This is a genomic window from Curvibacter sp. APW13 (assembly GCF_032337135.1).
Lineage (GTDB): Bacteria > Pseudomonadota > Gammaproteobacteria > Burkholderiales > Burkholderiaceae_C > Allorhodoferax.
Map to the genome: position 1 here is coordinate 731,670 of NZ_JAVXZZ010000002.1, position 23,510 is coordinate 755,179.

The 23,510-nt window shown below is 63.1% G+C and carries 18 protein-coding genes; 9 read left to right on the forward strand and 9 right to left on the reverse strand.

Annotated features, from left to right (window positions below; all coding sequences use genetic code 11):
* From RQP54_RS11665 to RQP54_RS11680, 4 genes are read left to right on the forward strand one after another with little or no spacing between them, the layout of a single operon-like run.
* Window positions 1-2,889 (forward strand): caspase family protein, encoded by a 2,889-nt coding sequence (locus RQP54_RS11665; protein WP_315678474.1) that lies wholly within the window; start codon window positions 1-3, stop codon window positions 2,887-2,889.
* Window positions 2,886-4,310 carry a CHASE2 domain-containing protein gene (locus RQP54_RS11670; protein WP_315678475.1) on the forward strand — a complete coding sequence of 475 codons (1,425 nt, stop codon included), beginning with the start codon at window positions 2,886-2,888 and terminating at the stop codon, window positions 4,308-4,310. The genes RQP54_RS11665 and RQP54_RS11670 overlap by 4 nt, the downstream gene beginning before the upstream one ends.
* Window positions 4,307-5,758, forward strand: a complete 1,452-nt coding sequence (locus RQP54_RS11675) for a CHASE2 domain-containing protein (protein ID WP_315678476.1) — start codon at window positions 4,307-4,309, stop codon at window positions 5,756-5,758. Before RQP54_RS11670 ends, RQP54_RS11675 begins: the two co-directional genes overlap by 4 nt.
* Before the next feature lie 15 nt (window positions 5,759-5,773).
* Complete coding sequence (locus RQP54_RS11680) at window positions 5,774-6,547, forward strand: hypothetical protein (protein ID WP_315678477.1); 774 nt, start codon at window positions 5,774-5,776, stop codon at window positions 6,545-6,547.
* 12 nt (window positions 6,548-6,559) lie between these two features.
* On the opposite strand, the gene RQP54_RS11685 is transcribed toward RQP54_RS11680, so the two are convergent.
* The gene (locus RQP54_RS11685; RefSeq protein ID WP_315678478.1) at window positions 6,560-7,189 is read right to left on the reverse strand and encodes a hypothetical protein; all 630 of its coding nucleotides are present in this window, start codon (window positions 7,187-7,189) and stop codon (window positions 6,560-6,562) included.
* A 71-nt stretch (window positions 7,190-7,260) separates the two neighbouring features.
* Here RQP54_RS11685 and RQP54_RS11690 point away from each other — a divergent pair, with 71 nt between their 5' ends.
* The 4 genes from RQP54_RS11690 to RQP54_RS11705 all read left to right on the forward strand — a co-directional run bounded on the left by RQP54_RS11690 (window position 7,261) and on the right by RQP54_RS11705 (window position 12,657).
* Window positions 7,261-8,574: an SGNH/GDSL hydrolase family protein gene (locus RQP54_RS11690; RefSeq protein WP_315678479.1), complete on the forward strand. Its 1,314-nt coding sequence runs from the start codon at window positions 7,261-7,263 to the stop codon at window positions 8,572-8,574.
* Window positions 8,575-8,589: 15 nt separating this feature from the next.
* Window positions 8,590-9,366 (forward strand): sulfite exporter TauE/SafE family protein, encoded by a 777-nt coding sequence (locus RQP54_RS11695; protein ID WP_315678480.1) that lies wholly within the window; start codon window positions 8,590-8,592, stop codon window positions 9,364-9,366.
* Between the two features lie 322 nt (window positions 9,367-9,688).
* A complete protein-coding gene (locus tag RQP54_RS11700; RefSeq protein ID WP_315678481.1) occupies window positions 9,689-10,357 on the forward strand; it encodes a substrate-binding periplasmic protein in 669 nt (222 codons plus the stop codon).
* Window positions 10,354-12,657, forward strand: a complete 2,304-nt coding sequence (locus RQP54_RS11705; protein WP_315678482.1) for a PAS domain S-box protein — start codon at window positions 10,354-10,356, stop codon at window positions 12,655-12,657. Before RQP54_RS11700 ends, RQP54_RS11705 begins: the two co-directional genes overlap by 4 nt.
* Before the next feature lie 23 nt (window positions 12,658-12,680).
* Here RQP54_RS11705 and RQP54_RS11710 read toward each other — a convergent pair whose 3' ends face one another.
* The 4 genes from RQP54_RS11710 to RQP54_RS11725 are packed head-to-tail and all read right to left on the reverse strand — an operon-like array spanning window position 12,681 to window position 18,410.
* Window positions 12,681-15,191, reverse strand: a complete 2,511-nt coding sequence (locus RQP54_RS11710; RefSeq protein ID WP_315678483.1) for an ATP-binding protein — start codon at window positions 15,189-15,191, stop codon at window positions 12,681-12,683.
* Window positions 15,188-16,303 carry an FIST signal transduction protein gene (locus tag RQP54_RS11715; RefSeq protein WP_315678484.1) on the reverse strand — a complete coding sequence of 372 codons (1,116 nt, stop codon included), beginning with the start codon at window positions 16,301-16,303 and terminating at the stop codon, window positions 15,188-15,190. The genes RQP54_RS11710 and RQP54_RS11715 overlap by 4 nt, the downstream gene beginning before the upstream one ends.
* The gene (locus RQP54_RS11720; protein ID WP_315678485.1) at window positions 16,304-18,034 is read right to left on the reverse strand and encodes a putative bifunctional diguanylate cyclase/phosphodiesterase; all 1,731 of its coding nucleotides are present in this window, start codon (window positions 18,032-18,034) and stop codon (window positions 16,304-16,306) included.
* Window positions 18,035-18,050: 16 nt separating this feature from the next.
* Window positions 18,051-18,410: a response regulator gene (locus RQP54_RS11725; RefSeq protein WP_315678486.1), complete on the reverse strand. Its 360-nt coding sequence runs from the start codon at window positions 18,408-18,410 to the stop codon at window positions 18,051-18,053.
* Window positions 18,411-18,981: 571 nt separating this feature from the next.
* Here RQP54_RS11725 and RQP54_RS11730 point away from each other — a divergent pair.
* Window positions 18,982-19,197, forward strand: a complete 216-nt coding sequence (locus RQP54_RS11730) for a glycine zipper 2TM domain-containing protein (protein WP_315678487.1) — start codon at window positions 18,982-18,984, stop codon at window positions 19,195-19,197.
* A gap of 84 nt (window positions 19,198-19,281) precedes the next feature.
* Here the strand turns inward: RQP54_RS11730 and RQP54_RS11735 are convergent, their stop codons facing one another.
* From RQP54_RS11735 to nirJ, 4 genes are all read right to left on the reverse strand, one after another.
* Entirely contained in the window at window positions 19,282-19,698 is a 417-nt protein-coding gene (locus tag RQP54_RS11735) for a hypothetical protein (RefSeq protein WP_315678489.1), read from the reverse strand.
* A complete protein-coding gene (locus RQP54_RS11740; RefSeq protein WP_315678490.1) occupies window positions 19,698-20,612 on the reverse strand; it encodes an AEC family transporter in 915 nt (304 codons plus the stop codon). The genes RQP54_RS11735 and RQP54_RS11740 overlap by 1 nt, the downstream gene beginning before the upstream one ends.
* A gap of 234 nt (window positions 20,613-20,846) precedes the next feature.
* Entirely contained in the window at window positions 20,847-22,355 is a 1,509-nt protein-coding gene (locus tag RQP54_RS11745) for a cytochrome D1 domain-containing protein (protein ID WP_315678491.1), read from the reverse strand.
* Window positions 22,352-23,509 (reverse strand): heme d1 biosynthesis radical SAM protein NirJ, encoded by a 1,158-nt coding sequence (nirJ, locus tag RQP54_RS11750; RefSeq protein ID WP_315678492.1) that lies wholly within the window; start codon window positions 23,507-23,509, stop codon window positions 22,352-22,354. Before nirJ ends, RQP54_RS11745 begins: the two co-directional genes overlap by 4 nt.
* Between the last annotated feature and the right edge of the window lies 1 nt (window position 23,510).

Sequence of the window (23,510 nt, forward strand, 5' to 3'; positions counted from 1 at the left end):
ATGCGCCTGCGGTCGGCAGGGGTTGCCATGGTGGCCTTGATGTGCTGTCACCTGTCCGCGCAGACCCTGCCCACAGGGATGCAGGTCGTGCATGGGCAGGCCACAGCCACGACCAGCCCGAACCGGCTCAACATCACCGCGTCCGACCAGTCGGTGCTGCAATGGCAGCAGTTCTCGATCGGAAGCGGCAACACCGTCAACTTCCAGCTTCCCAATAGCAGCAGTCGGGTGCTGAATCAGGTTACTGGCGGGAATCCGTCGCAGATCCTGGGCACGCTCAGCAGCAACGGGCAGGTCTGGCTCATCAACCCCAACGGCATTGTCTTTGGTGCCAACGCCCGGGTCGATGTGGGCGGTCTGGTGGCTTCGACCTTGTACCTGTCCTCGGACGATTTCGTCGCGGGGCGCTACCGCTTCTCCGCGCTGCCAGGCAACACCGCGACGGTGCTCAACCAGGGCAACATCACGACTCCCTATGGCGGGCGCATCGTGCTGCTGGGTCACAGCGTCTCCAACAGCGGGACGTTGCGTGCGGACGGCGGCAGCGTCGCATTGCTCGGTACCGACGCCGTGGAATTGGTGGATACCGGTACGCCCCACATGGCTGTGCGTTCGGCGTCGCTCGCAGGCCTGGTCACCAACAGTGGCGCCGTTTCATCCGGCATGGTGGATGTACATGGCGCCGCCGTGAACCAGCAGGGCAGCATCGTGGCCGACTCCATGGGCGTCAATGCCCAAGGCGAGGTGGTGCTGCGGGCCAGCGGCAACGTGGCCTTGGCGGTCGGCAGCCAGACCCAGGCCAGCGGTGGGCGCATTACCGTGGCCAGTGACAACGGTACCGTGCAAGTGGACGGCACGCTGCAGGCCAGCGCCACCCAAGGCAGTGGAGGTAACATCCGCATCGACGCCCGTCAGCTGTTCGTGGCCGGAAGCGGTCAGATCCTAGCGGACGCCGCTGGCGTGGGGAACGGCGGGCGGATTGTGCTGTGGGGTTACGACGTCATGTCGCTGCGCGGATTGGTCAGCGCACGGGGTGGTGGCCAAGGCGGCAACGGGGGCTTTGTCGAAACTTCGACCCACGGGCTGTTCGATCTGCAGCAGGTGCCACGGCTCAGCGCGAACGCGGGTCGAGGCGGAACTTGGCTGATCGACCCCTACGATATAACCGTCACCAATGCCGACGCCAACCTCAATGGACCCTTGCCTCCGATTCCAGCGGGGCAGGCCTACTCGTCCAACGGATTGGGTCCGACCACCGTGAACGTTGCGACCATCTCGGCAGCCTTGGCCGGCGGTGCGTCAGTGCTCATCGATACCAGCGGACCCGGAGCCGACGCCGGCAACATCTACTGGAATGCGTCCATGACCGGAGTGGTGCCCGCGGGTGGCGCCAACCTGACGCTGCTGGCCGACAACAACATCTACCTCAATGCGCCCATCAGCTCCAGTCCTACACTGGTTGTTCAGGCCGTGGCGCAGAACAATATCTATTTGGATACCCGTGCGACCATGACCGGCATTGATCTGCAGGTGCTCAGCGGTACGCTGAGCCTTGTAGGACCGGGGGCGACCACGGCCAGCAATTCGGCCTCAGTTTCCATGACCCAGACCCTTTGGTCGGCAGGCGGCTCAACGTCATCCCCGGGGCCGGGTTCCAGCGGTGGTGGCAGCACTGGCACGACCGATGCCAATGGCCTGCAGAGCAAGGCCCGTTACAGCGGTGCGTCGGGCAGCATCCTGGACTACATGCCCGTGACAGGCATGCCCGGAACCAAGGTGGTGGCCAGCAACCCGGACATGGACCTGCCCTCGCAGCCCAGTGCCGCCGCGCAATTGCCGGGTTACCGGTACATCGTATCGGACCAGAGCAACACCTATTTCCGCGTGATACCGGTGTCGGAGATGACGCCTGACGACATCGGGAAGGTTCTCCAGGCGCGTCAGGAATACAAGCGCAACCTGCTGGCCGACGCCGTCCAGGCCCTGACGGCCAACCCAGGCCTGCCCGACCTGCCCGGGTGCACGTCTGCAGCCGAAAGCGCCAGTGGCAAGTGCCTGCTCGATCCGCTGCAGGACAGCCGTAGGCCACAGCACACAGCCCGGGTGACGTCACGTGACAAGCGCAGCGCGGTACCAGCGGTGCCCAAGATTGCGCGCAAACTGGCCTTGGTGATCGGCATCAATCAGTATGAAGATGCACGTATTCCCCAACTCGTTGGGGCACTGCCGGATGCCCAAGCGGTGAACGAACACCTGCAGGATGAACTCGGATACGACGTTGCCATGCTCAGCAATCCGACCAAGGCCGAATTGTTCGCCAGCCTCAATGCACTGGCCGCCGACATGGGTGAGAACGACAGCCTGATGGTGTACTACGCCGGCCATGGCGAAATGGTGGATGCCACCGGCATGGGGTACTGGATTCCATCCGACGGAAAGGCCGACAGTCCCAAGGGCTGGGTATCCAATTCCGACATCAACAAGCTGTTGGCCCGCACCAAGAGTCGCCAGATGGCCGTGATCGCCGACAGTTGCTATTCCGGACGCTTTACCGCCGAAACCAAGATGGGCGACACCCCCACCGTCCGATCCATCGATGACTTGCTGCAAAAACGTGCTGTCACCATGATGTCTTCCGGTGGTGACGAGCCCGTGGCCGATACCGGAAAGGACGGGCACTCGGTCTTTGCCTGGAATCTGATGCAGAAGATCCGCGAGGTGGCGGGATGGTCCAGCGGCACGGATGTGTTTGCATCGGTGCGTACGGCGGTCGAGAGCGAGTTGCCGCAGACGCCGCAATATGGCGCATCGGTAGTGGCTGGCCACCAGCAAGGTGCGGACTTCATTTTTGAACGCCGTTCCGCCAAAGCGGCCCGATCCACGCGATGAAGCGCCTGGGCTATTTCCTCAGCGCCTTTCTCGCGGAAGGCTTTCTTGCGTTCTTCCGGCTGTCTTTTCTGTGGGGCGTGATGGGCTGGCTGCTGGCCACGTCGAGCGTGGGCCAGTACTTCACCAGCACCATGCATGCGCACGACCTGCAGCGCAGTGCACGTTGGTCTGGGGAGAAGCTGCGCCAGGCGCAACCCGTGGTCATCCTCATCGACGACACGGGCTACGACCGTTTCTTCGGCGGACAGTCGCCTTTGGCACGCGACCGCATGGCGGATCTCCTGGCTACCATTGCTGGCAACACCCCGGCGCAGACCCGTGTGGTGCTGGACATTGACCTGTCTCCCGTGCCTGCCCAGGCGGCAGCGCAGCAGCGGCTTGAAGCCTTGCTGCTGGAACAGCCTGGGCGCTGGGTACTGCCGGCACCCAAGCCGACTGATGCCAACGCTGCGCAAGCCTTGCAAGGCTGGCGTGAAGGCCTGTGCAAGAAGGGTATCGGTTTTGGCTTGCCCTATGTACCTACCGAATTTGGCTACCCGCTGCCTACGCACCAGTATTCCGGGGGCTTGGCAGATGCTGCGACCCAGGTGACCTTGCCGTGCGCCGACCCCACGGTGGAATTCACGCAGGTGCCCATGCCGCTGCAAGGGGCCATGTTGGAGGGTGGCGTGGTCATTCCGTTCACTGGCGATCTGGAGCAATTGGGCCAGATGCTGCAGGGGCTTGCCCCGGAGCTGGTGTTTGTCGGGGGCGGGTGGGGTCACCTTGACCTGTTCGGAACGCCTTTCGGTGAGCGCTATGGCGTGCAGATCCATGCAGCGGCCGCAGCGGCGGCGCGGGCAGGGGAGCGCATGGTCAGTCCGGTGCAGGAAATGCTGGTGATCTGGTTCTTCTGCGGCGTCATTGGCGCCCTGCGCGGCCTGCTCCATAACGCCGTGGACCAGACCCGCATGCGTGACCTGGCGCATCTTCCCGGTCATGCGTTCTGGCGCGACACCGGGCGGCCTTTGGTGTTCTTCACCTGGGTCTTCTTCCTGGTGATCGGTTTTTCCGAACTGCTGGCCATGGTGCATGGCGCCACGGGCTATTGGGTCAGCACCGGTAACGTGGCGGTATTCACCTTGTGCTCGGTACTCATGAGCTGGGGGGCAGGGCGCACGGCGCCCCAGTTCCACAGCGGATTCCGCCATGCCTGGCGTGAACTGGTATTGGTGCCCATTGCGGCCGACTGGCGCAGCGTGCGCGCGGCTGCAGTGGCGATGCTCGGCGCTGCGCCGATGCATGTGGATTTTCCGGCCGACCTGACCGCGCCTTCCCGGTGGGAACTGATGCGCGAAGGGCTGTTTTCCCTGGCACGCCTGGGCGCCGAGACGGTATTGCCCCTGATGTCCCTGTATTACGCGCTCAAGGAGTTTGCATGAGCCGAGTGGCCCACTTTTGGCAGGCTTTCGTCAGCCATTTCCTGCACGAGATCCTGCTGCATTCGCTGCGCGGTACCTTGCTCGCCGGAGGCATGGTGCTTCTGGTCTCGAGCACGGGCGCCTGGAAGTACATGGGCAACAGCATGCAGGCCAATGACTTGCGCCGTGCGGCGGCCTACAGCAAGGATTCCATCAGCCCGTCGGTGCTGATGGTCGCCATTGACGACACCGGCTTCGACCAGTTTTACGGCGGCCGCTCGCCGCTGGACCGCAAGCAGTTGCAACGCATGCTGGAGGTGGTGGAGCGCAACGCGCCCAACGCCCGCGGCATCGTCATCGACCTGGACCTTTCCCCCGTACCTGGCGATACGCAAGAGGCGCTGTTCGGTTTCTTCGCCACCAAGCCCCAGCGCTGGGTACTTGCAGAGCCGGTGCGCAAACGCTCCGACGACACCGACGTGCGTCGCCATTGGCGCGAGCGCCTGTGCGCCGCAGGGGTACGCATGGCCTTGCCCTACCTGCCTACCGAGTTCGGTTATGTGGTGAGTACCCAGCAGTACCGGGGTTCGCTGGTGGACGTTGCCCTGCATCCCGATGCCGGCTGCGCGCGCCTGCCAGACCTGGAACAGGGCGATGCCAATCCGGTGCTCAAGCGCAGCACGGCCCTCATGGCGCCGGACTATGTGAACCACGGGCTGGTGGTGCCTTTCCAGGGTGACCTGGACCTGCTGGCACAGACGGTGGCAGGCATCGACCCGCAGTGGGTGGTGATTGGCGGTACCTGGGGAGTGACCGATCTGCTCAACACCCCCATGGGCGAACGCTACGGCGCACAGTTGCATGCAGCGGCGCTGCAGGGGCATGTCCAGGGCGAGCGCCAGGCCTCGTTCCTGTTCCAGATCACGGTCGCGTGGATCGTGGTGGCGCTCATTGCCCTGCAGATCGGTGCGGTGCAGGGTTGGATGAAGCGGGCCGTGGACCCCTGGATGGAATCCTTCACCGGTCACCGCTTCTTCAAGCTGCGCCTGTGGCCCTTGCTGCTGGTGCTGTTTGTGGTGCTGCAGGTAGGGCTGGTGTCCGAACTGCTGGCGGTACTTCGCGCACACACCCACTTCTGGATTCCGTCGGCCGAAATGGCCGTGCTGGTGATCGGCACCATGGCCTTCGTGTGGAACTGGGGCCTTACCGACATCGGCGGGCACCACACCGTGTCGCACGTGTGGCACCACGGGTTCCTGCAACCGGTCAAGGATGACTGGGCCAGCCTGCGCACGGCGTGGACTTCGCTGAGTGGCCGCAGTGCGACAAATTGCACGGATGCGGACGGAAATCCCCTGCCGGTGAGCCGCGTGCGCGCCGTGGCTGAAATTACACTGGCCACTGCCAGCCTGTGCGGCCAGACCGTATTGCCCACTGCCGTGCTGGTGTATGAATTGCTTGCCCATTGAGACCTGGAGGTCGGTATGAAAAGTCTTTACATTACCGTTGCTGTGGCTGCCGCCAGCCTGGCCCCCACATGGGGCTGGAGCGCCAACTGCATGGTGCTCGGGGCCCGCGATGCCAAGGTGCAGTCGGTGGAAGGAGAGAAGTCCCCCGCCTTCCTGACCAAGGACTGCGCGGCCCTGCGGCTGATCAGCGGCAATGCCCAGGCCAGCTGGGTGGGGCAGGATGGCAAGCCGCGCCTCATTCCCATTACCGTCAATGGGGTGGCAGCGCAGCCCAACGCCGGTGCCGAAGAGCGTTCGGTAACGGTGGTGTGGTCGGAATTGACCACCAAGCGCGAACGCCAGCAGGCGGCGTACATGCGCAGCGTCAGTTTCGAGCGCGCGCAAAAGATCTACATCCCCGCCGAAGGCCTGGTGCTGCTGGACCGCTCGGACGTGGACGCCGAACTCTCGGTGCAGCTGGTGAAGGACTCTGCCACCGTGCCGGTGCTCACGCAGGCCATCAAGAAGGGTGAATCGTTGCGGGTCGAGCGCAAGCTGCTCGAGCAGGACCAGACCTACGTGTTCACCATCCGCCGCGGCGATGCGACCGAGACCTGGCGCTGGAAGACCCTGCCCGCGGACCAGACCGCCACCATTGACGGCCAGCTCGAACCCATCCGAAGCGCACCGCTGGATGCCGAGCAACGCCTGATGCTGCAGGCCATGCTGTTCGACCAGATCAAGTTTCGGCCCAACATGGAGCTGACCATCCAGCAGCTCAAGGCGCTGGAAGACGCCAAGGCCCGCTGAAGCGGCTTGTGCTCAGGGCAGGCTGACGCGCACCTGCAGGGCCGTGCTGCCCTGGGACTGGCTGTTGCGCACCTGTCCTATGCCGCTTTGCTGGCTGTCCTGCCCCGTGTCTGACCGGGCAATGGTGGTCCATTCGTTCAGCGGTACCAGCACCTGGGACGAACTGCTTTGTTGGGTGGTTTGGCCTGGCTGCGCCCCCCGGTTGCCCAAGTCGGCCTGGGCCTGTATTTCCAGCTCCACAAAGCCATCGCCACTCCAGCGCGGCGTGGCCATGAAGCCCGTGCCGGATTGCACCCACACCGTACTGGGCAGTACCACGATAACGCCATTGCGCAGGTAGGACTGGTAGAAGGCCCAGGGCGTGTTGCTGCCGCTCATCAGCCGCACCGGCCGTCCGTTGAGCACAAGGCTCTGCTGCGCGCTGCTGGCGTTGAGCGATCGGCTGCTGCTTTGCAGTGGCGTGCCACCCAGCACGTTCACGCCATGTGTCTGCGTGTCCTGCTGCTGGGTCTGGCGTACCTCGATCAGCAGGTTCTTCAGGGGCAGGTTGCCCGAAGTCTGTGCCATGGCAGTGCAGGCTGCGGTTGCCAAGAGTCCCACCAGCGCCGTGCGGCGGTGCATTCGGAGTGTGAAGTTGTTCATGCCCATCGAGTGAATCGGTCCCGGCACGGATAATGCCTGCTTTCGGACGCAAGTTCCAAGGAGTTTTTGTGGTGGCTGGCGGGGCAGGGTGGGCAAAGTGGGCAGTGTGGCTGCTGGCATGGTGGGCCTGCAATGCCTTGGCGCAAACACCAGCAGCCAGTGGCACGGCCTACGTGCTGGGCGACTCCATCGCCTACGGGCTGCAACTCGACGGCTTTGCCGACAAGCTCAAGGCCCGCACTGGGCTCGACGTGCACATCAACTACGACGGCGCACGCTCGATCACCACCCCCGGTAACCAGAGCAAGCGCTCGGGCCTGCAGGCGGTGGACGACGACAAGGCCCTGCTGGCCCAGGCCAAGGTAGTCATCGTCATCCTGGGCATGAACCAGATGGAAGCATCGTTTGCCGATGCCCAGAAGCAGCTCATGGAGCGACTCAAGGCCGCGGCGCCCAAAGCGCGGTATTACTGGGTGGACATTGGGGCCACCATTGCGCCCCAGGCCGCCAGCTGGAGCGAGCGCAACCGCACCATCTATGCCAACGCCTCCGTGCTGGGCTACGAGGTGGTGAGCCGCTACAAGGCCATTTTCGGCCCCCAGGCCGACCCCTTGCATATCGAAGGAGGCAAGAACTTTGCCGATTGGCCCACCGAAGCCGGCTATGGCGGCCCCGGCAACGTGCATGGTTTCTACGGCGAATTGGGCCAGGCGCTGATCGCAGCGGTTGTTGCCGGGCAGGGACCCAGCGAGGCCTGCAAACGCAAATACGGCCAGAACGCCTACGTGCTGGGCGACTCCATTGCCTACGGGCTGCAGCTGGACGGCTTTGCCGACAAGCTCAAGGCCCAGCTAGGGGGAGACGTGTTCATCAACCACGACGTGGGTCGCTCCATCACCCAGCCCGGGGTGGTGCAGCGCAAGTCGGCCTTGCAAGGCCTGCTGGAAGACCGGGAGCGCGTGGCCAAAGCACACGTGGTGGTGCTGGTGCTGGGCACCAACCAGACCGAGCAGTCCTTCGAGGAGGCCCAGGCCGAACTGCTGCAGCAACTGCGCGCCGTGGCACCCCGGGCCAGGTTGTTCTGGGTGGACATTGGGGCCACCATTGCCACCCAGGCAGCCGGGTGGAGTGCGCGCAACCGTGTGCTGTACGCCAATGCCCAGCCGCTGAACTACACCATGGTGAGCCGCTACAAGGCCATCTTCGGTCCCCAGGCTGACCCCCTGAACATCAAGCCCGGCGAAAACTTTCCCGGCTGGGTGACGGAAGACGGCTATGGCGCGCCGGGCAATGTGCACGGCATGGCCGCGCCCCTGGCACAGGCCCTTCTGGAGGCGCTGCCGCACCCCTTTGCCAACCTGCCCCCACGGGCCTGCCCCAACTGATCGAATCGGAACTCCATGGACATGCATGAATGGGGGCAGTGGGCCCTGCTGATGGTGAGTGCCTTTGGCGCAGGCGTACTCAATGCCGTGGCCGGTGGTGGCAGCTTTCTTACCTTTCCTGCGCTGGTTGCGGCCGGCATTCCACCCATCGCGGCCAATGCCACCAGTGCACTGGCGGTGAGCCCGGGCTACCTGGGCAGCACGCTGGGCTTTCGCAAGGAGTTGGCCGCCATGGACCCCCGCGTGCTGTGGCGCGAGGCCGCCATTGCCGCCGCCGGTGGCGTGGCGGGTGCGCTGCTGCTGCTGGTTACCCCGGCCAAGGTGTTCTCGGGCGTAGTGCCCTGGCTGCTGCTGTTTGCCACTGCCTTGTTTGCCCTCGGCCCCGCCATTGCGCGCTGGGCCAACGCCCACCGTGGCGGGCAGGGTGGTCAACGTGGCGGCAGCGCCCGAGGCATTGGCTTGCTGCTGGTGTCGGTGTATGGCGGCTACTTCAACGGCGGCCTGGGCATCCTGCTCATGGCGCTGTACACCGTGGTGGGCGAAAGCGAGCTGAGCCGGGTGAACGCGCTCAAGAACCTGTGTTCGCTGGTGCTGTCGCTGCTGTCGGTGGCGACCTTTGTGGCCGGCGGCCTCATTGCCTGGCCACAGGGCCTGGCGATGATGCTGGCCTGCACCCTGGGCGGCTACTGGGGCGCCCACTGGTCACGCCTGCTGCCTGCCCCGTGGCTGCGCCGTGGCGTCATAGGCATCGGGTTGGCCATGACGGTGGCGTTCTTTCTGAAGCAGGCATAGCGGGACAGTCGTGGCGGACGGGATGCCCACGGGTTTGACAGCGGTCATCAGCGGCGGTGCCATGGCTTCTCGCCCCGGAAGCATCGGACTAGAATGAAATCGCACAGGGGGTTGCGTTGCGTGATGGCGCAATGCCCGGATGCTAGGCAAGGAGGTGCGCTCAATGGCGTTGTGTGGCGTTAGACATGTGGTGCGGGGCTTCGCATTGCCTTTTGCGTTCCTGTGTTTCACGCTCGCGGGTCCTGTGGGGCAGCGGCCATCTTTCGCAGCCACTCCAACACTGGTCTTCTGCTTTGAGGACGTAGACATCAAGCCGTGGCGCATGGTGGACGGAAGCGGGCTCAACTTCGAACTGATCAACCGCTCTGCCCAGACAGCGGGCGTGCGTATCAGCTACGCACCCATGCCTTGGAAACGTTGCCTTGCCGAATTGCAGGCAAACCGTGTTGATGGCGCGTTTGCAGCCAGCTACAAGACTGATCGTCTGGAGCTGGGGGCATTTCCTGGTGGCGCTGTCCCGGATGCCAACAAGCGCCTGCACACGGACAGCTATGTCTTGGTGCGAAAGAAAGGTTCCGCTGTGGAGTGGAATGGCAAGACCATCCAAGGATTGGATGGCGCCGTCGGCGTGCAGCTGGGTTATTCGGTGGGTGACCAGCTTCGAGCGATGCAAGTGCCGGTGGACGATGGGAGTGGGACGGTGCAGGAACTCCTGCTCAAGTTGCTGGCGGGCCGCGTAGCAGCGGCAGCCATCGGCGGGGGCGACGCCAAGAACGTGCTGAACGCCGACCGCAAGGTAGCGGGGCAATTGGAGTTGCTGCCTATTCCTCTGGTGGAGAAGCACTATTTCTTGATGCTCTCCCATGCCTTGCTGGAATCGCGTCCGGCGTTGGCGAGCGCTCTCTGGAAGGGAATCGAGACCGCCAGGAAGTCACAGGTGTACCAGCGTTCGGAAGCCAATGCCTTCAAGGCCAACGCGAAAGTGCCATGACTCTGACCCGTCAGCTACGCCAACGTTGGGCCAATGACGTCTTCTTCCGCATTGGAACGACGGTATTTCTGTCGCTGACCCTGGCCAGCGTGTTGCACGCGTTTTGGGCCATCCGGTCCTTGTCTGCGCGTGCCGAGCTTGAATTGCAGGAGCGCGCGGATGGCATGGTTGCCGTGCTGGCCAAGGCACTGGCGCGTCCGCTCTTTGATCTCAATTCCCTGGCGATTGCCAGTGTTGGCGAATCTGTTGGCGGGGATCCCCAGGTGCGTGGTCTTAGGGTCCTCGGTGCCGATGGGACCGTTCTGGTGGAGAAGGGGGGCATCCTTGCCCCAGGCGCCGAGGGCATCACCCTGGGCCGCGACATCAGCTACGTGTCGCGGGGGCGGGAGTACCGTGTCGGCCAGGTTCAAGTGTCCTTGTCGACCATGCACAGTGACCAAAAACTGCGTCAGCAGATCATTCAGTTCGTCATGGCCAACGTGTTCTTGATCCTGGCCACTTGTCTGATGCTGTTTGTGCTGGGGCGCCAAATCGCCCGCCCTTTCAAGGAAATCGAGCTTGCGCTCGATCACCTATCCAAGGGTGACAGTGATATCCACCTCTCGCGGCTGGGGCAACCTGACCAACTCGGTCGTTTGTCGGATGCAGTCGAAAGGTTTCGCAGTGTCCTGTCCAGCCAACGGGCCATGGAGCAGCAAACCAAGATCTTGTTGGAAGAAAAGGCCGGCATTGCGGACAAGCTGAAGGCGATCTATGACAGTTCGAACGATGCGGTCATGCTGCTGACGGACCAAGGTTTTTTTGACTGCAACCAGCGTACCTTGGACATGTTCGGCGTTGCCAGTCGCGAGGAGTTCGTGACCTTCCATCCGTCCGACCTGTCCCCTGACCACCAGCCCGACGGACGCACTTCGAAGGATGCCGCGAACGAGCGCATCGGGCAGGCCATGGCCACCGGCGAGTGTCGTTTCGAGTGGATGCATAGGCGGGCCGATGGGAAGCCGTTTCCTGCCGAGGTTTTGCTGTCAGCGTTTGAGTACGGAGGAAAGAAAGTACTGCAAGCGACAGTGCGGGACATTACGCGGCGCAGGCAAACAGAACAGGAACTCCAAAGCCTGAACAGCAACCTTGAATCCCGAATCGCGTTGCGCACCCAGGAAATGACCATGGCGCTCGAGAGTTTGGCGGAGAGCCGGCAAAAGCTCCAGGCCATTGTCGACACCGCCTTGGATGCGGTAGTGCGCGTCGATTCAAACGGGTTGATCGTCGGATGGAACAAACAAGCGCAGAGCATTTTTGGCTGGAGCCATGACGAAGCGATTGGCCGCGACCTGACATCGACGATCATTCCGGAGCAATACCGGCAAGCCCACCAGCATGGGATGGCGCGATACATGCGTACCGGCACGAGTACGGTGATAGATCGCCGCATCGAGATATCGGCGGTGGACAAGGCGGGCCGAGAGTTTCCGATTGAATTGGCGATCACGCGCGTTGCGTTGGAAGACGCCAACAAGTTCGAGTTCTGTTCCTTCATCCGGGATATCACCGAGCGTAAGCAAGCCGAGGAAGAAATACGGGTATCGCTGGAACGCCAACGGGAGCTGATCCAGTTGAAGTCGCGATTCGTATCGATGGCCTCGCACGAGTTCAGGACCCCGTTGGCAACCATACAGTCGTCTACAGATCTGCTGCTGCACTATTTCGATCGTCTACCGCTGACGGAGCGCAATGAATTGTTGGGCACCGTGTCGACAGCCGTGCGTCGCATGACCAAGATGCTGGAAGACATCCTGACGATTGGCAAGGAGGATGCGGACCAAGCCATGTTCAACCCCGCGATGCTGTCGATTGAAGACTTCTGCAATGCGCTGGTGAATGACGTCAGCGCGGAAGCACTCGCCTTGCACGAAGGACGCTCCCGCATTCAACTGACCATTGTTGGGGACGCGAGAAGTGCTTCGATGGATGAGTCCATTCTGCGCCACATATTTGAGAACCTGCTCTCGAACGCCCTGAAGTACTCCCCGTCTGACGCTCGGGTCGATTTTGACGTCGAATGTTCTCCTGACACTGTGGTCTTCCGGGTGCGCGACCGCGGAATCGGGATTCCGCCAGAAGACGTGCCACGTTTGTTTGAGAGCTTTCATCGTGCTGGCAATGTAGGCAATATCCCGGGTACTGGCTTGGGGCTGGCGATCGTGAAACGGTCGGTCGAGCGGCACCAGGGAACGATTGCGGTCAGCACCCAGGTGGGGGAGGGAACCACTTTCACGGTTTCTCTACCGCGACTGAGCTAAGGCAAGTCGGTGTTGTGGGGGTGTCAGGTTGTACTGCGCAGTGGCAGTAGCACTTCAAAGCTCGTTCCTTGCCCCGGTTGGCTGTCCACACGGACGCGGCCCCCATGCAGCTCGGTGGCCTGCTTCACGATCGATAGTCCCAGACCGGTTCCGGAAATGGCGCCGACATTGCTTGCACGCCTGAAGGGCTCAAAGAGGTGGGGCAACTCGCTCGCCGGTATGCCAATGCCATGATCACTGACGGTGATGCAGATGCCGCCATCGGTATCCGACGTGGTGATCAGAACTTCCCCTCCCGCTGGGGAGTATTTGATGGCGTTCGAAATCAGATTGGCAAAGATGTGTCGCAGCAATTTTTCATCGAACAGCCCGGTGTCCGTCGCGCTATTGTGCAGGTAGCGCAAATGGCACTTCCCCTCGTGACTGGCCTGTGCGAACTCTTCCAGCAGCGTGGTGATGAACGAAGCCAGATGCATCTGCTGTGGGGTGAATTCCAGCATCTTCGCATCGGCCTTGTTGATGAGAAGCACCCGATCGAGCATATCCGTCATGCGGTGCACGGCCGATTCGATGGAGTCGAGCAATTCGTTGCGCTCCGACACATCGATCCGCTCATGGTAGTGGCGCAGGATGTCTTGCGATGATTGGATGGTGGCCAGGGGGGTACGGAATTCATGGGAAGCCATCGCAATGAAGCGCGCGCGCATGCTGTTGAGCTCCATCTGCTGGCGAACTGCTTCCCGTTGGGCCCGTTCCGTTGCCAGGCGTTCGGTGGCGTCCACCACAAACATCAGCGTCGCGGGGCGTTGACTCCATTCGATCTTCACCGCAGACAGTTCCAGCGAACGAATCTCCTGCTTGGCGGTAATCACGCGAAAACCGTACGAGGATTCAACCGGCTCTCCGCGCAAGCGACGGGCGTGGCGCGCAACGACTTCATCCACATCGTCCGGGTGGATGGTGGCGGTGAAAGGCTGGGACAGCAGGAATTCCTCTGAATGACCGACGATTCGGATCAGGCTGGGGTTGGCAAACACCATCTTGCTGTCCTGGACCACGACGACGCCGACACCGACTTTTTCGATGACGGTGCGATAGCGCTCCTCTGATTTGCGCAGTTCATCCAGGGCCTCGTAGCGCTCGATGGCACTGCTGACATGGTTGGCCACATAGGACAGCACGCTCGCATCGTCGTCGCTGTAGCTGACGCCAGGCACGTAGGCCTGCACCGCCAGCATGCCGCACACCTTGCCGCCGATCTGCATGGGCACCCCCAACCAGGTCGTGAACGTCATGTCGCCACTGCCTTCGGTCACTTCACCTTGCGCGCCGAGCTCCTGCAGGCGCTGCGCGTCGATGATCTGGGGGCGGTTCGTGCGCAGGACGAACTCGGTCAGGCCTTTCTTGCATGGAACGTTGTACTCCTGCAGCGTGTCGCCATCGCGTTCGTCAACGTAGTAGGGGAAATTGAGCAACTGGTTGGTGGCGTCGTACTGGCAGACGTAGCAGTTCTTCGCGTACAGCAACTCATTGAGCAATGCATGGACACCGCTGAGAAAGTCGTAGAAGGACAGTCCGGCTGCCGCTCGCTCGGTGATCTGGTACAGGAAACGCTGCAAGGTCTGCGCCTTCTTTTGCTGCTGCGCTTCCTCTTCCAGCTTGCGCTCGTGTAGCTTGCGTTCGGAAATGTCATGGTAGTGCCAGAGACAACCCAGGTAGGGGCCGGGCGCTTGTCCGCTGACATCGCTCAGGATCGGTATCCGGCTGCATTCCAGCGTTCGCCCATGAACGGAAATCTCGCGGCTCTGGCTGGCGTCGGGGCTGTAGTCGGGTTCGGCGTGCAGCGGAAGGTCATGCAGGCCCATGCCTGCGGGCAGCGCATCCCACACCTGCTGCATTGCGGTTCCCCGGGTGAGGGAGGGCAGGCTGTGTTCTCCCGTCAGGCGCTCCACCGCCAGGTTCGCAAGCACCAAGCGCCCCTGGCTATCTTCCACAATGACGCCATCGTTCATGGTGTCCACCACGGCACGCATCTGGCGCTCATTGGCCGCGGCCGTTTCCCGCAGCTGGCTCGTGGCTTCGTGTTCCAGGCAGGCGGCACAGGCCAGACTCAGGCGGTCGAACAGTGGGGCCAGCGCAATGAGCCGCTCGGGGTCCAGGGGGCTGCCATCACGCAGCAGCACGCAATGCCCCAGTAACCCCAGCGGAACCCAGTGGCCATAGCATGGAGCATGGCCGGGGCGTGAGGGCACTGCATGGACGCCGCCTTCGGTGGGCGAGGCCAGGAAAGCCAGGTCGCCGCCAGCTTCTGCGCGGAACCGGTCCGCACGCGGGTAGGCGTACCGCAGGGCGCGGGGCTTGGCGGGCTCGGTGTCCAGCCAAACAAAGGCCGCTCGGCATCCCAGCATCTTCAACGCGGTGGGAAAGAAAGCCCGCAACATGTCCGAAAGCACCAAGGACCGGCCAATCAGCAGGGCCAACTCGTACTGCAGAGTCAGCAGCTGGATGCTGCGCGGATTGGTGTGCTCTTTCATTCCCCCGCTGCCAGCACCAAGGTCTTGTTGAAGAATTCCAGGCAATAGCTGCCGCCGTTGGCAATTTCGCCCAGGCTCAGCATGCCGAACACCGCCCGTGCCTGCAAGCCCGACTCCACTGCACGAAGCTCCTCTCCGTAGCGGTCTTCCAGGTACAGCACGCGGCTGATGCAGTCCACCAACAAGGCCGGGGTTTTGCCAGGGCCGATGTGGTTGGCGCAGTCGGCCGCGGCTTGCACCAAGCGCTGGGGCCTGCCCTTGAGCAGGTAGGCGACACTGTTGTTGGGCACCTCGCCCACACATACCAGGTGCTGGCCGTCGTGCGAAATGGGGTCGCGCACGACGATGCTGCCATCCGCCTTTTCCATGCCGATCGGGTAGCCTTTGGCGATGGAGAAGAAATTGTCGGCATTGAATTGCGTGCCGCTGTCGCGCTCCACATGCCCTCGGTAGAAGTCGTAGGCCGGCTGGTAGTCCAGACTGTGGACGACATTGCCATCCGCACCCGTGACCACGAAAGGCCCGGCAAACTTTTCCCACCCGTGTTCCACGGCGACCCGGGTGGGGGAGGGAATGTCGACCAGGATGGCATGGTCCTGCAGGAAACCTTGGTTGGTGAACAGGCAGGGTTGCTGGCGAAAGCTCAGGCTTCCAGCCCCTCCGCCAAAGAATGTGGTGGCGCTGCCCAGCACGTCGTACACGCCATCGAGAAAGGCGCCGATCTGGCTGGACAGCCCGTCCACGAGCACCAGAACGGACGGTGCCGGCGGAAGGCCTCCACGGGCTGCCTCCACGGCAGCGGAAAAGTCCGCCCCCGGGTTAGACAGGCCGGAGACGATGGAGACCGTACAGCGGCTGCGCAAAGCAGCCACCACGTATCCGGTGCCCAGATTCCGCTGGCCATGGATGATCTGTGGGAACAGCCCTCCAAACACCGTAACGGGCAGCCCCTTGAGCCACTGGTCTAGCTGTTCAGCGGGTGTGTTGTTGCCATCGGCGGCCAATACACACAGGCTTTGTGCACCCGCCTGAACCAGCGCATTGCACACGCTTTGCAGTACGCCCAAGTCGGTGGCCTCGACCAAGCGCAGGCCTTCTTCAATCAGCTCCATCTATGCACTCCGTGATTGCAGCCAATCCGCCACGGCCGAGGCCGGCATCGGTTTGGCATACAGGTAGCCTTGCAACTCCTCTACGCCCAGCGAGCGCAGAAGCTCGGCCTGCGCCGGGGTCTCCACGCCTTCGGCAATCAGCGTCAGACCCAGACCATGGGCCAGGGAAACAATGGCCGACGCGATGGCCAGGTCTTCCTTGTTCAGGCAGATGTTGCGCACGAAAGACTGGTCGATCTTCAGCACATCGAGCGGGAAGCGGCGCAGGTATGCCAGGCTGGAATAGCCGGTTCCAAAGTCGTCGATCGCAATGGCCATGCCCATGCTCTTGAAGCGTCGCAGCAAGCTCAGCGTGCGCTCCATGTCGAGCATGGCCGTGCTTTCGGTCACTTCCAGTTCGAGCTGCTGCGGTTGCAGTTGGGCTTCTTCCAGTGCCTGGCGAATGTGGTTCTCCAGATGCGGGTCCAGGAACTGGCGCATGGACAGGTTGACCGCCACCCGCAGGCCTGCCGAGGCGTCGGCGCGGGGCCAGGCGGCCGCTTGGCGGCAGGCCTCGCGCAGTATCCAGGCCCCCATGGGAATGATCTGCCCGTTGCCCTCGGCCAGCGGTATGAACTCGGCCGGGGAAACAAAGCCCAGCGCCGGGTGCTTCCAGCGCATCAGGCACTCAAAACCGGTAGTCAAGCCGCTTTGCGTGCTCACCTGCGGCTGGAAATAGGCGGCCAATTCCTGGCGCTCCACGCAGCGGTGGATGTCGTTGCCCAGGCGAAACGCAGAAGAGAACTCCGGTGGGGTTTGGGCGTCGAGCACGGCATAGCGCTGGCCTGCCTGGGCTATGGCGCTTTCCAGGGCCATGTCGGCCCGCGCCAGCAAGGACTCGGCGCTGTCGCCGGGGCGGGTCAGCGTGTTGAGCCCCACATGCACCTGCGGGAAGTGTTCCTCATCGCCGATCTGAACCGGCGCCCCCAGTTCCGAAAGAACAAGCTGTGCCATGCTGGCGGCGTCCTCGGCGGTGATGCGCTTGCGCGCGAAGACCGCAAAGCGCTCGTAGCCGATGCGCGCCACCGTGGTGCGGGTGCCGTCGGCCCCCAGGTTCCTGGCCACCAGTTGCTGCAGTCGCTGCGCGAGGGCATTCACACAGGCATTCATGGGCGAGGTGCCCAGCACTTCAGCCACCTGGCTCAGGTTCCCCACCCCCACGCTGACCAGCAGCAGGTCTTCCGCCGGCGTCGGAGCCTGTGCGACTGCGTTCTGCAGCAGCACCAGAAAATGCGTTCGGTTGGGAAGGTTGGTGACCTGGTCGAAGTGGGACAGGTGGTGCGCCTGGGCCAATTGCCGCTGGGTGGTGAGTCGGCGTGCATCGTGTTTCTGGATCTGGGTGCGGATGCTGGAGAGCAACTCGTCGCGACGAAAGGGCTTGGTAAGGTAGTCGTCCGCCCCCAAGGTCATGCCTTCGCGCAGGTCTGAGCGGTCGGCCCGGGCTGTGAGCAGCACCACGGGCACCATAGCCACCGAGTCCATGGCCCGGATTCTTTGCACCAGTTCGTGCCCGGTCATTTCGGGCATCGTGACGTCACTGAGCACCAGGTCTGGTAGGTGCAGTTCCACGAGCGACAGGGCTTGCTGCCCGTTGGCCGCCGCATGTACCACAAAGCCCTCCATGGACAACAGCCGCTCCAGGTTGTTTCGGATATCGGCTTCGTCTTCGGCAATGACAATCGTGTTGCGCATGGGGGGGTGGCCGCGGTCAGAAGTGGTTAGCCAACATCGTGCGAAGCTGGTCCAGCGAGAACGGCTTGGTGAGATAGCCATTGGCGCCTTTGCCAATGGCCACTTCCAGCCGTTCGGGTTCTGCACTCGCGGACAGGAAGTAGAAGGGGATATGCTGGGTGTCGGGGTTCTGTTTGAGCGCCTCCAGCACTTCGAATCCGTCCTTCTTGGGCATCATGTAGTCACAGATGATGAGGTTGGGGCGCAATTCGGTCGCCAGGCGCACACCTTCCTCGCCGTCGTGCGCCTCGGACACCGTGTAGCCCTCCAGGCGCAAGAACCTGACCAGGTTCGCCCGGATGGGCGCCTCGTCTTCAATGACCAGTACCTGCTTCATCATCTTCTCCCGTGCCTACTGCCATTGGTGGCTCCGCACCGTGGCTGGAACTTTCCGGCGCATTGTGGCGCGTTGCCGGCGAACTGGCTAGTGCCGTTCGCCCCGGGATGTTCCTAGGCTGGAGGGGCCGCTGAGCCCAGGCTGCCGGGCAACGGGCTCGGGACGGCTACCGAGGGTGCGCACTGGTCGCGGCGGCTGCCTGCGCTGTGCTTGCGCCGCGGCGTCATGGCCATCAGGGTGGCCGTGGTGTCTTTTCACACATTCAGAGTCATTTGCTACTGAATTGCTAGCGGTCTGCGGAATGATTGTGCGGGCTGGTGGCCTATTTGCCACCCACCCTTTGCCCCTGAGCCTTGCCCGTTGCACTGGGTTAAGCGATGTAACCCGGCGCACGCAATTGTTTCGGCGCATGTCTGAGCCGCTCCACAGACACTGGCCGATACAAATTCGGCCCGAGGCTCGTGCGTGGCGTGACGATGATGGTGGCAATGGCAAGCGCGGTGTGCAGCGTCGGCACTCGGCAGGCACCCGGCAGCCAGTTCACCTCATTCACTCTTCACGCGTAAACGCCATGAAATCCACCCACAAATCCGTCGTTGTCTGCCTTGCTGCCCTCGTCACCGTCTTGAGCAGCGGCTGCGCCAACCTGTCCACCCATGACCGCAACACCATCACCGGTGCCGGTGTGGGGGCCGTGGCGGGTGCTGTGCTTACTGGCGGCAGCAGCGTAGGCACTGTGGGGGGCGCGGCTATTGGTGGCTACATTGGTAGCCAGGTTCGGCGATAGGGCGACTTGAGAATGTCCGCGGCCGATAAACGCTTGAACTCTGGCCGCAGCCAATCGGGTACGTCGGGTCTGCAGGGGATGGGGTCAGGGCGGACTCTGCCAAGAACGCTTCCACTCCTCCCAATAGCGTGCACTTGCGGCCGCAAGTTCTTCAGGTGATATAAGCGTTCCGTCTTCGAGAAATACCTGTTCTTCAGCGTAGACAATCCTGATAGTGCCCAAGGTACACGTTATTTCCAGAGTCGGCCCAACCGGCTCACAAGCCAATATCTCCGGCTCACGTTCCACAATCTGGGTGAACTCACTTATCGGTTGCTTGTCATACTCCTCAAATTCAAGGGTGCTGCATGCGCGCAAAAGCACGCTAAATCCATTGCCATGCCCCGGAAACATTGCCCTCAAGTATCCAATCTCAATCAACACCCATACGTCGCCGGGAATGTCCCCAGACAGATTGGAGATCGTTCCATCATGGAATAGGTTCCAAACGTCAGGATTCATCACGCAAATCCACCCAACACCCCCAACGCAAACGGGATGCTGAGCACGCCCAGGATGGTGGACAGGGTGACCAGGCCGGCCACAAAGGCGCCGTCGTAGCCCATGCGGGTGGCGAGCACGTAACTACTGGATGCGGTGGGAATGGCCGAGAACGCCAGCAGCACCGTGGTCTCGACGGTGTTCAGGTGCAGCGCCCAGGCGAGCGCTGTGGCCACCAGGGGGAGTAACAGGTGGCGGATGGTGAGCACTGCACCCGCCAGCACCTTGGCCTGGCCCAGGGCCCCCAGGCGCAGGCCGGCACCGGCCGCCATGAGGCCCAGTGCCAGGGAGGCGCCGCCAATACGCGACACCGTGGGTTCCAGCCACTTCGGAATGGCCAGCCCCAGCAGGCCGCCGCACAGACCCAAGATCGTGGCGATGATCAGGGGGTTGCGCGCCAGCTCGCCCAGCATGCTTTTCTCGGAGTGGCGCGCCATGGGCCACACGGCGGCCACGTTGTACAGCGGCACGCAAAAGCCGATCAGCACCGCCAGCAGCTGCACACCCGCCGGGCCGGCGGCGCGTTCGGCCAGTGCCAGGGCAATGAAGGAATTGAACCGGAACGCCACCTGGGCGGCGGCGGCATGCAGGCGGATGGGCATGTAGCGGCGCAGGACGGGAATGTGGGGCAGGGCGTAGGCCAGCGCAATGCCGACCGCCGCCATGGCGGCACCGGCACCCAGCAGGCGCGAGGCAGCGTGCAGGTCCAGCGGGGTGCGGATGATGGAATAGAACAGCAGCACCGGGAAGAAAACGAAGTACACCAGCTGCTCCACCGGTTCCCACACGCTGCGGTTCAGCGGGGTAAAGCGGCACAGCAGAAAGCCGCAGAGGATGAGCGAGAAGTCGGGGAAAAGGAGCTGGACGTAGTTCACGGCGGAATTAAGTATCAAATTGGCCGCTAGCCCTTGTATTCATTGCGTAAGCAGCTCATAAAACAATAGCGGCTGGCGTGTGACGGCCAGCCGCTACTGTAACGGGATATATGCAGTCGGCTACGGTGTGCCATTCAGGCGCCCAAGCCGTCTGTGCCTAGGCGCGAAGTCGCAGACAGTACAGACGTACGGCAAGGCGAAGCAACAACGGCACGGACGGCTTGGGCGCCTGAATCAGTGGCTGGTGCCTTCCGAACGGTTGATCTTGTTCCACACGTTGTACTTGCCGATGGGCTTGCTCATGGGCAGGCGCTTCACCTCCTGCAGGGTCTGCGCGTCCAGCACGATGAGGGCACCGTCCAGTTCCATCAGGCTCGCCAGGGCGTAGCGGCCGTCGCGCGTGAACTCCACATGGGCAAAGGTCTTGCCGGCCACGGGGCGAATCTGCCCGGCAATCTCCAGCGTCTGCTTGTCGATGGCGACGAGCGTGTCCTTGGCGGTGGGGCTCATCATGGCATCCGTAAACGCGTAGCGCGACTTCTCGTGGCTGCGCAGGAAAAAGCCCGGGCCCAGGGTCTTGACGCTGCCTACCGTCTTCCAGTCCTTGGTGTCGATCAAAGTGATGAGGCCTTCCTTGAGGTTGGGCGTGGCCATGACGCGCTTGCCCTGCCAGTTGAACGCAATGCCCGAGCCCAGGTGCGGCATGCCGGGCACGTCCAGGTCGGCAATCTTCTTGCGGGTGTCCAGATTCACCACCTGGCCCTTGCCCACGCCGTTGCCGTCGGGGCGGGTGGCGCCGAACAGGTGGGTGTAGCTGTCGTCGAAGTAGAAGTCGTCCAGGATGTCGTCAAGCACCGTGCGTACCACGGCCACCGGCGCGCCCTGGGCGTAGGACAACTCCCAGATTTCGGGCGTGTCCTTCATGGCCACGACAAAGCTGGAGCGCGGGGCGGCGTCGTACACGGCGGAGACTCTTGACGTCTTGGGCGAGGTCTTGCCATCGGCAGCCGCCGTGGTAGGGATGGAGCGCACGAGGTTCAGCTCGGCGTCCAGCAGCACCAGGTTCTGGGGCAGGTAGTTGCCCACCATGACCCATTTGCCGTCGTTGGACACGGCCACGTTGCGGGCGTTGATGCCTGCGCGCACCTCTGCCACGGTGGTCAGGTTCCACAGGTCGTACTTCGAGACCCAGCCGTCGCGCGAGCCGAAGTACACGTAGCGGCCGTCGGGCGAATACTTGGGGCCGCCGTGCAAGGCAAAGCGCGTGGGGCTGCGGCCAATGCGTTCCAGCTTGTCGCCGTCGAGCACGCTCACATGGTGGTCGCCCGCTTCCACCACCACAAACAGGTTTTGCGGGTCGGCCTGGAACACCGGCTTCGCTGGCAGGCTGCCCGGCGCATGGTGCACCACGCGCGAGGCGCGGATGTCGGCGTCATCCCACTTCGGGGCGGGGGTGATGAGGGTGTAGACATAGTTGGCCAGCGCCTGGATTTCTTCGGCGTTCAGGCGGTCGGCAAAGCCCTGCATCTGGGTGGCGATGCGGCCTTCCCTAATGACGCGCAGGGCTTCGGGTTTGCGCAGGCGTTCCAGGTTTTCGGGCAGCAGGGCGGGGCCGAAGCCGCCCAGGCGGTCCGCGCCGTGGCAGCTGGCGCAGTGGGTCTGGAAGTTGGCGGGGGCGTCGGCGGCGTGGACGAGGCCCGAGATGAGGGCGCCCAGGGCAAGCAGGGTAAACCATCGTTTCATGCCGCCACCTCGGTGGGCAGGCCGATCTCGGCGTCGGTGAGGTAGCAGCCCGGGTCTTCGGCCCAGAAGTTGCCGGTGGTCTGGTGGGCGCGCACGCGGGTGTTGCCGTTGCACACGGCAAAGTAGGCGCACTGGCCGCAGCGGCCTTCCACGCTGCGCGGGCTGGCCTTGAGGCCCGCCATGAGCGGGTCGCTGGTGTCGCTCCAGATCTGCGAAAACGGGCGGCTTCGCACATTGCCGAGCTTGTAGTGCCACCACATGGTGTCGGGGTGCACGTCGCCCCGGTTGTCGATGTTGGCAATGTTCACGCCGCTGGAGTTGCCGCCCCATTGCTCCAGCTTGGCACGCAGGTGCGGCACGGCGTCGGGGTAGCGCTGCTGCGCCCAGTGCAGCAGGTACACGCCGTCGGCGTCGTTGTTGCCGGTGACGATCTCCTTAGCCCCGCCTTCGGCGTTCCAGCGCAGCGCGGTGTCGAAGAGTTGGTCCATGGCTTCGCGCGTGGTACGGAAGTGGGCGTCGGTGTCGCGGTTCTTCTTGCCGCGGCCGGCGTAGTTCAGGTGCGAGAAGTAGAACTTGTCCACGTTCTCCTGTTCGCACAGGGCAATCAGGTTCTTGAGGTCGTGGGCGTTGTCCTGCGTCATGGTGAAGCGCAGGCCCACCTTCACGTCCAGCGCCTGCAGGTGGCGCACCGCGGCCAGCGACAGGTCGAACGCGCCTTCCTTGCGGCGGAACAAGTCATGGGTCTTGCCAATGCCGTCCAGGCTGATGCCGACGTAGTTGAAACCCACGGCTGCGATCTTCTGTGCCAGCGGCTGGTCGATGAGCGTGCCGTTGGTAGACAGGCCCACGTAGAAGCCCATGTCCTTGGCCTTGCGGCCAATGTCCAGAATGTCGGGCCGCAAGAGTGGCTCGCCACCCGAGAGGATGAGCACGGGCACGCCATAGGCCTTGAGGTCCTGCATCACGGTCAGCACCTCCTCGTGACTCAACTCGCCCGCAAACTCCTTGTCGGTGGAGATGGAGTAGCAGTGCAGGCAGGTGAGGTTGCAGCGGCGGATCAGGTTCCAGATCACCACCGGGCCCTTGGGGCCACGATACGGTGTGATGGGCGTGGGGTGGGTGATCTCGCGCAGGTATTGGGAAATGCGGAACATG

What these genes read in the sequence shown, in the direction of transcription:
- RQP54_RS11695 (WP_315678480.1), top strand. Translation starts at nt 8,590, where the DNA reads ATGGACATGCATGAATGGGGGCAGTGGGCCCTGCTGATGGTGAGTGCC.
- RQP54_RS11710 (WP_315678483.1), bottom strand. Translation starts at nt 15,191, where the DNA reads ATGAAAGAGCACACCAATCCGCGCAGCATCCAGCTGCTGACTCTGCAG.
- RQP54_RS11680 (WP_315678477.1), top strand. Translation starts at nt 5,774, where the DNA reads ATGAAAAGTCTTTACATTACCGTTGCTGTGGCTGCCGCCAGCCTGGCC.
- RQP54_RS11700 (WP_315678481.1), top strand. Translation starts at nt 9,689, where the DNA reads ATGGTGGACGGAAGCGGGCTCAACTTCGAACTGATCAACCGCTCTGCC.
- RQP54_RS11665 (WP_315678474.1), top strand. Translation starts at nt 1, where the DNA reads ATGCGCCTGCGGTCGGCAGGGGTTGCCATGGTGGCCTTGATGTGCTGT.
- RQP54_RS11735 (WP_315678489.1), bottom strand. Translation starts at nt 19,698, where the DNA reads ATGAATCCTGACGTTTGGAACCTATTCCATGATGGAACGATCTCCAAT.
- RQP54_RS11685 (WP_315678478.1), bottom strand. Translation starts at nt 7,189, where the DNA reads ATGAACAACTTCACACTCCGAATGCACCGCCGCACGGCGCTGGTGGGA.
- RQP54_RS11670 (WP_315678475.1), top strand. Translation starts at nt 2,886, where the DNA reads ATGAAGCGCCTGGGCTATTTCCTCAGCGCCTTTCTCGCGGAAGGCTTT.
- nirJ (WP_315678492.1), bottom strand. Translation starts at nt 23,509, where the DNA reads ATGTTCCGCATTTCCCAATACCTGCGCGAGATCACCCACCCCACGCCC.
- RQP54_RS11730 (WP_315678487.1), top strand. Translation starts at nt 18,982, where the DNA reads ATGAAATCCACCCACAAATCCGTCGTTGTCTGCCTTGCTGCCCTCGTC.
- RQP54_RS11715 (WP_315678484.1), bottom strand. Translation starts at nt 16,303, where the DNA reads ATGGAGCTGATTGAAGAAGGCCTGCGCTTGGTCGAGGCCACCGACTTG.
- RQP54_RS11725 (WP_315678486.1), bottom strand. Translation starts at nt 18,410, where the DNA reads ATGAAGCAGGTACTGGTCATTGAAGACGAGGCGCCCATCCGGGCGAAC.
- RQP54_RS11720 (WP_315678485.1), bottom strand. Translation starts at nt 18,034, where the DNA reads ATGCGCAACACGATTGTCATTGCCGAAGACGAAGCCGATATCCGAAAC.
- RQP54_RS11705 (WP_315678482.1), top strand. Translation starts at nt 10,354, where the DNA reads ATGACTCTGACCCGTCAGCTACGCCAACGTTGGGCCAATGACGTCTTC.
- RQP54_RS11675 (WP_315678476.1), top strand. Translation starts at nt 4,307, where the DNA reads ATGAGCCGAGTGGCCCACTTTTGGCAGGCTTTCGTCAGCCATTTCCTG.
- RQP54_RS11745 (WP_315678491.1), bottom strand. Translation starts at nt 22,355, where the DNA reads ATGAAACGATGGTTTACCCTGCTTGCCCTGGGCGCCCTCATCTCGGGC.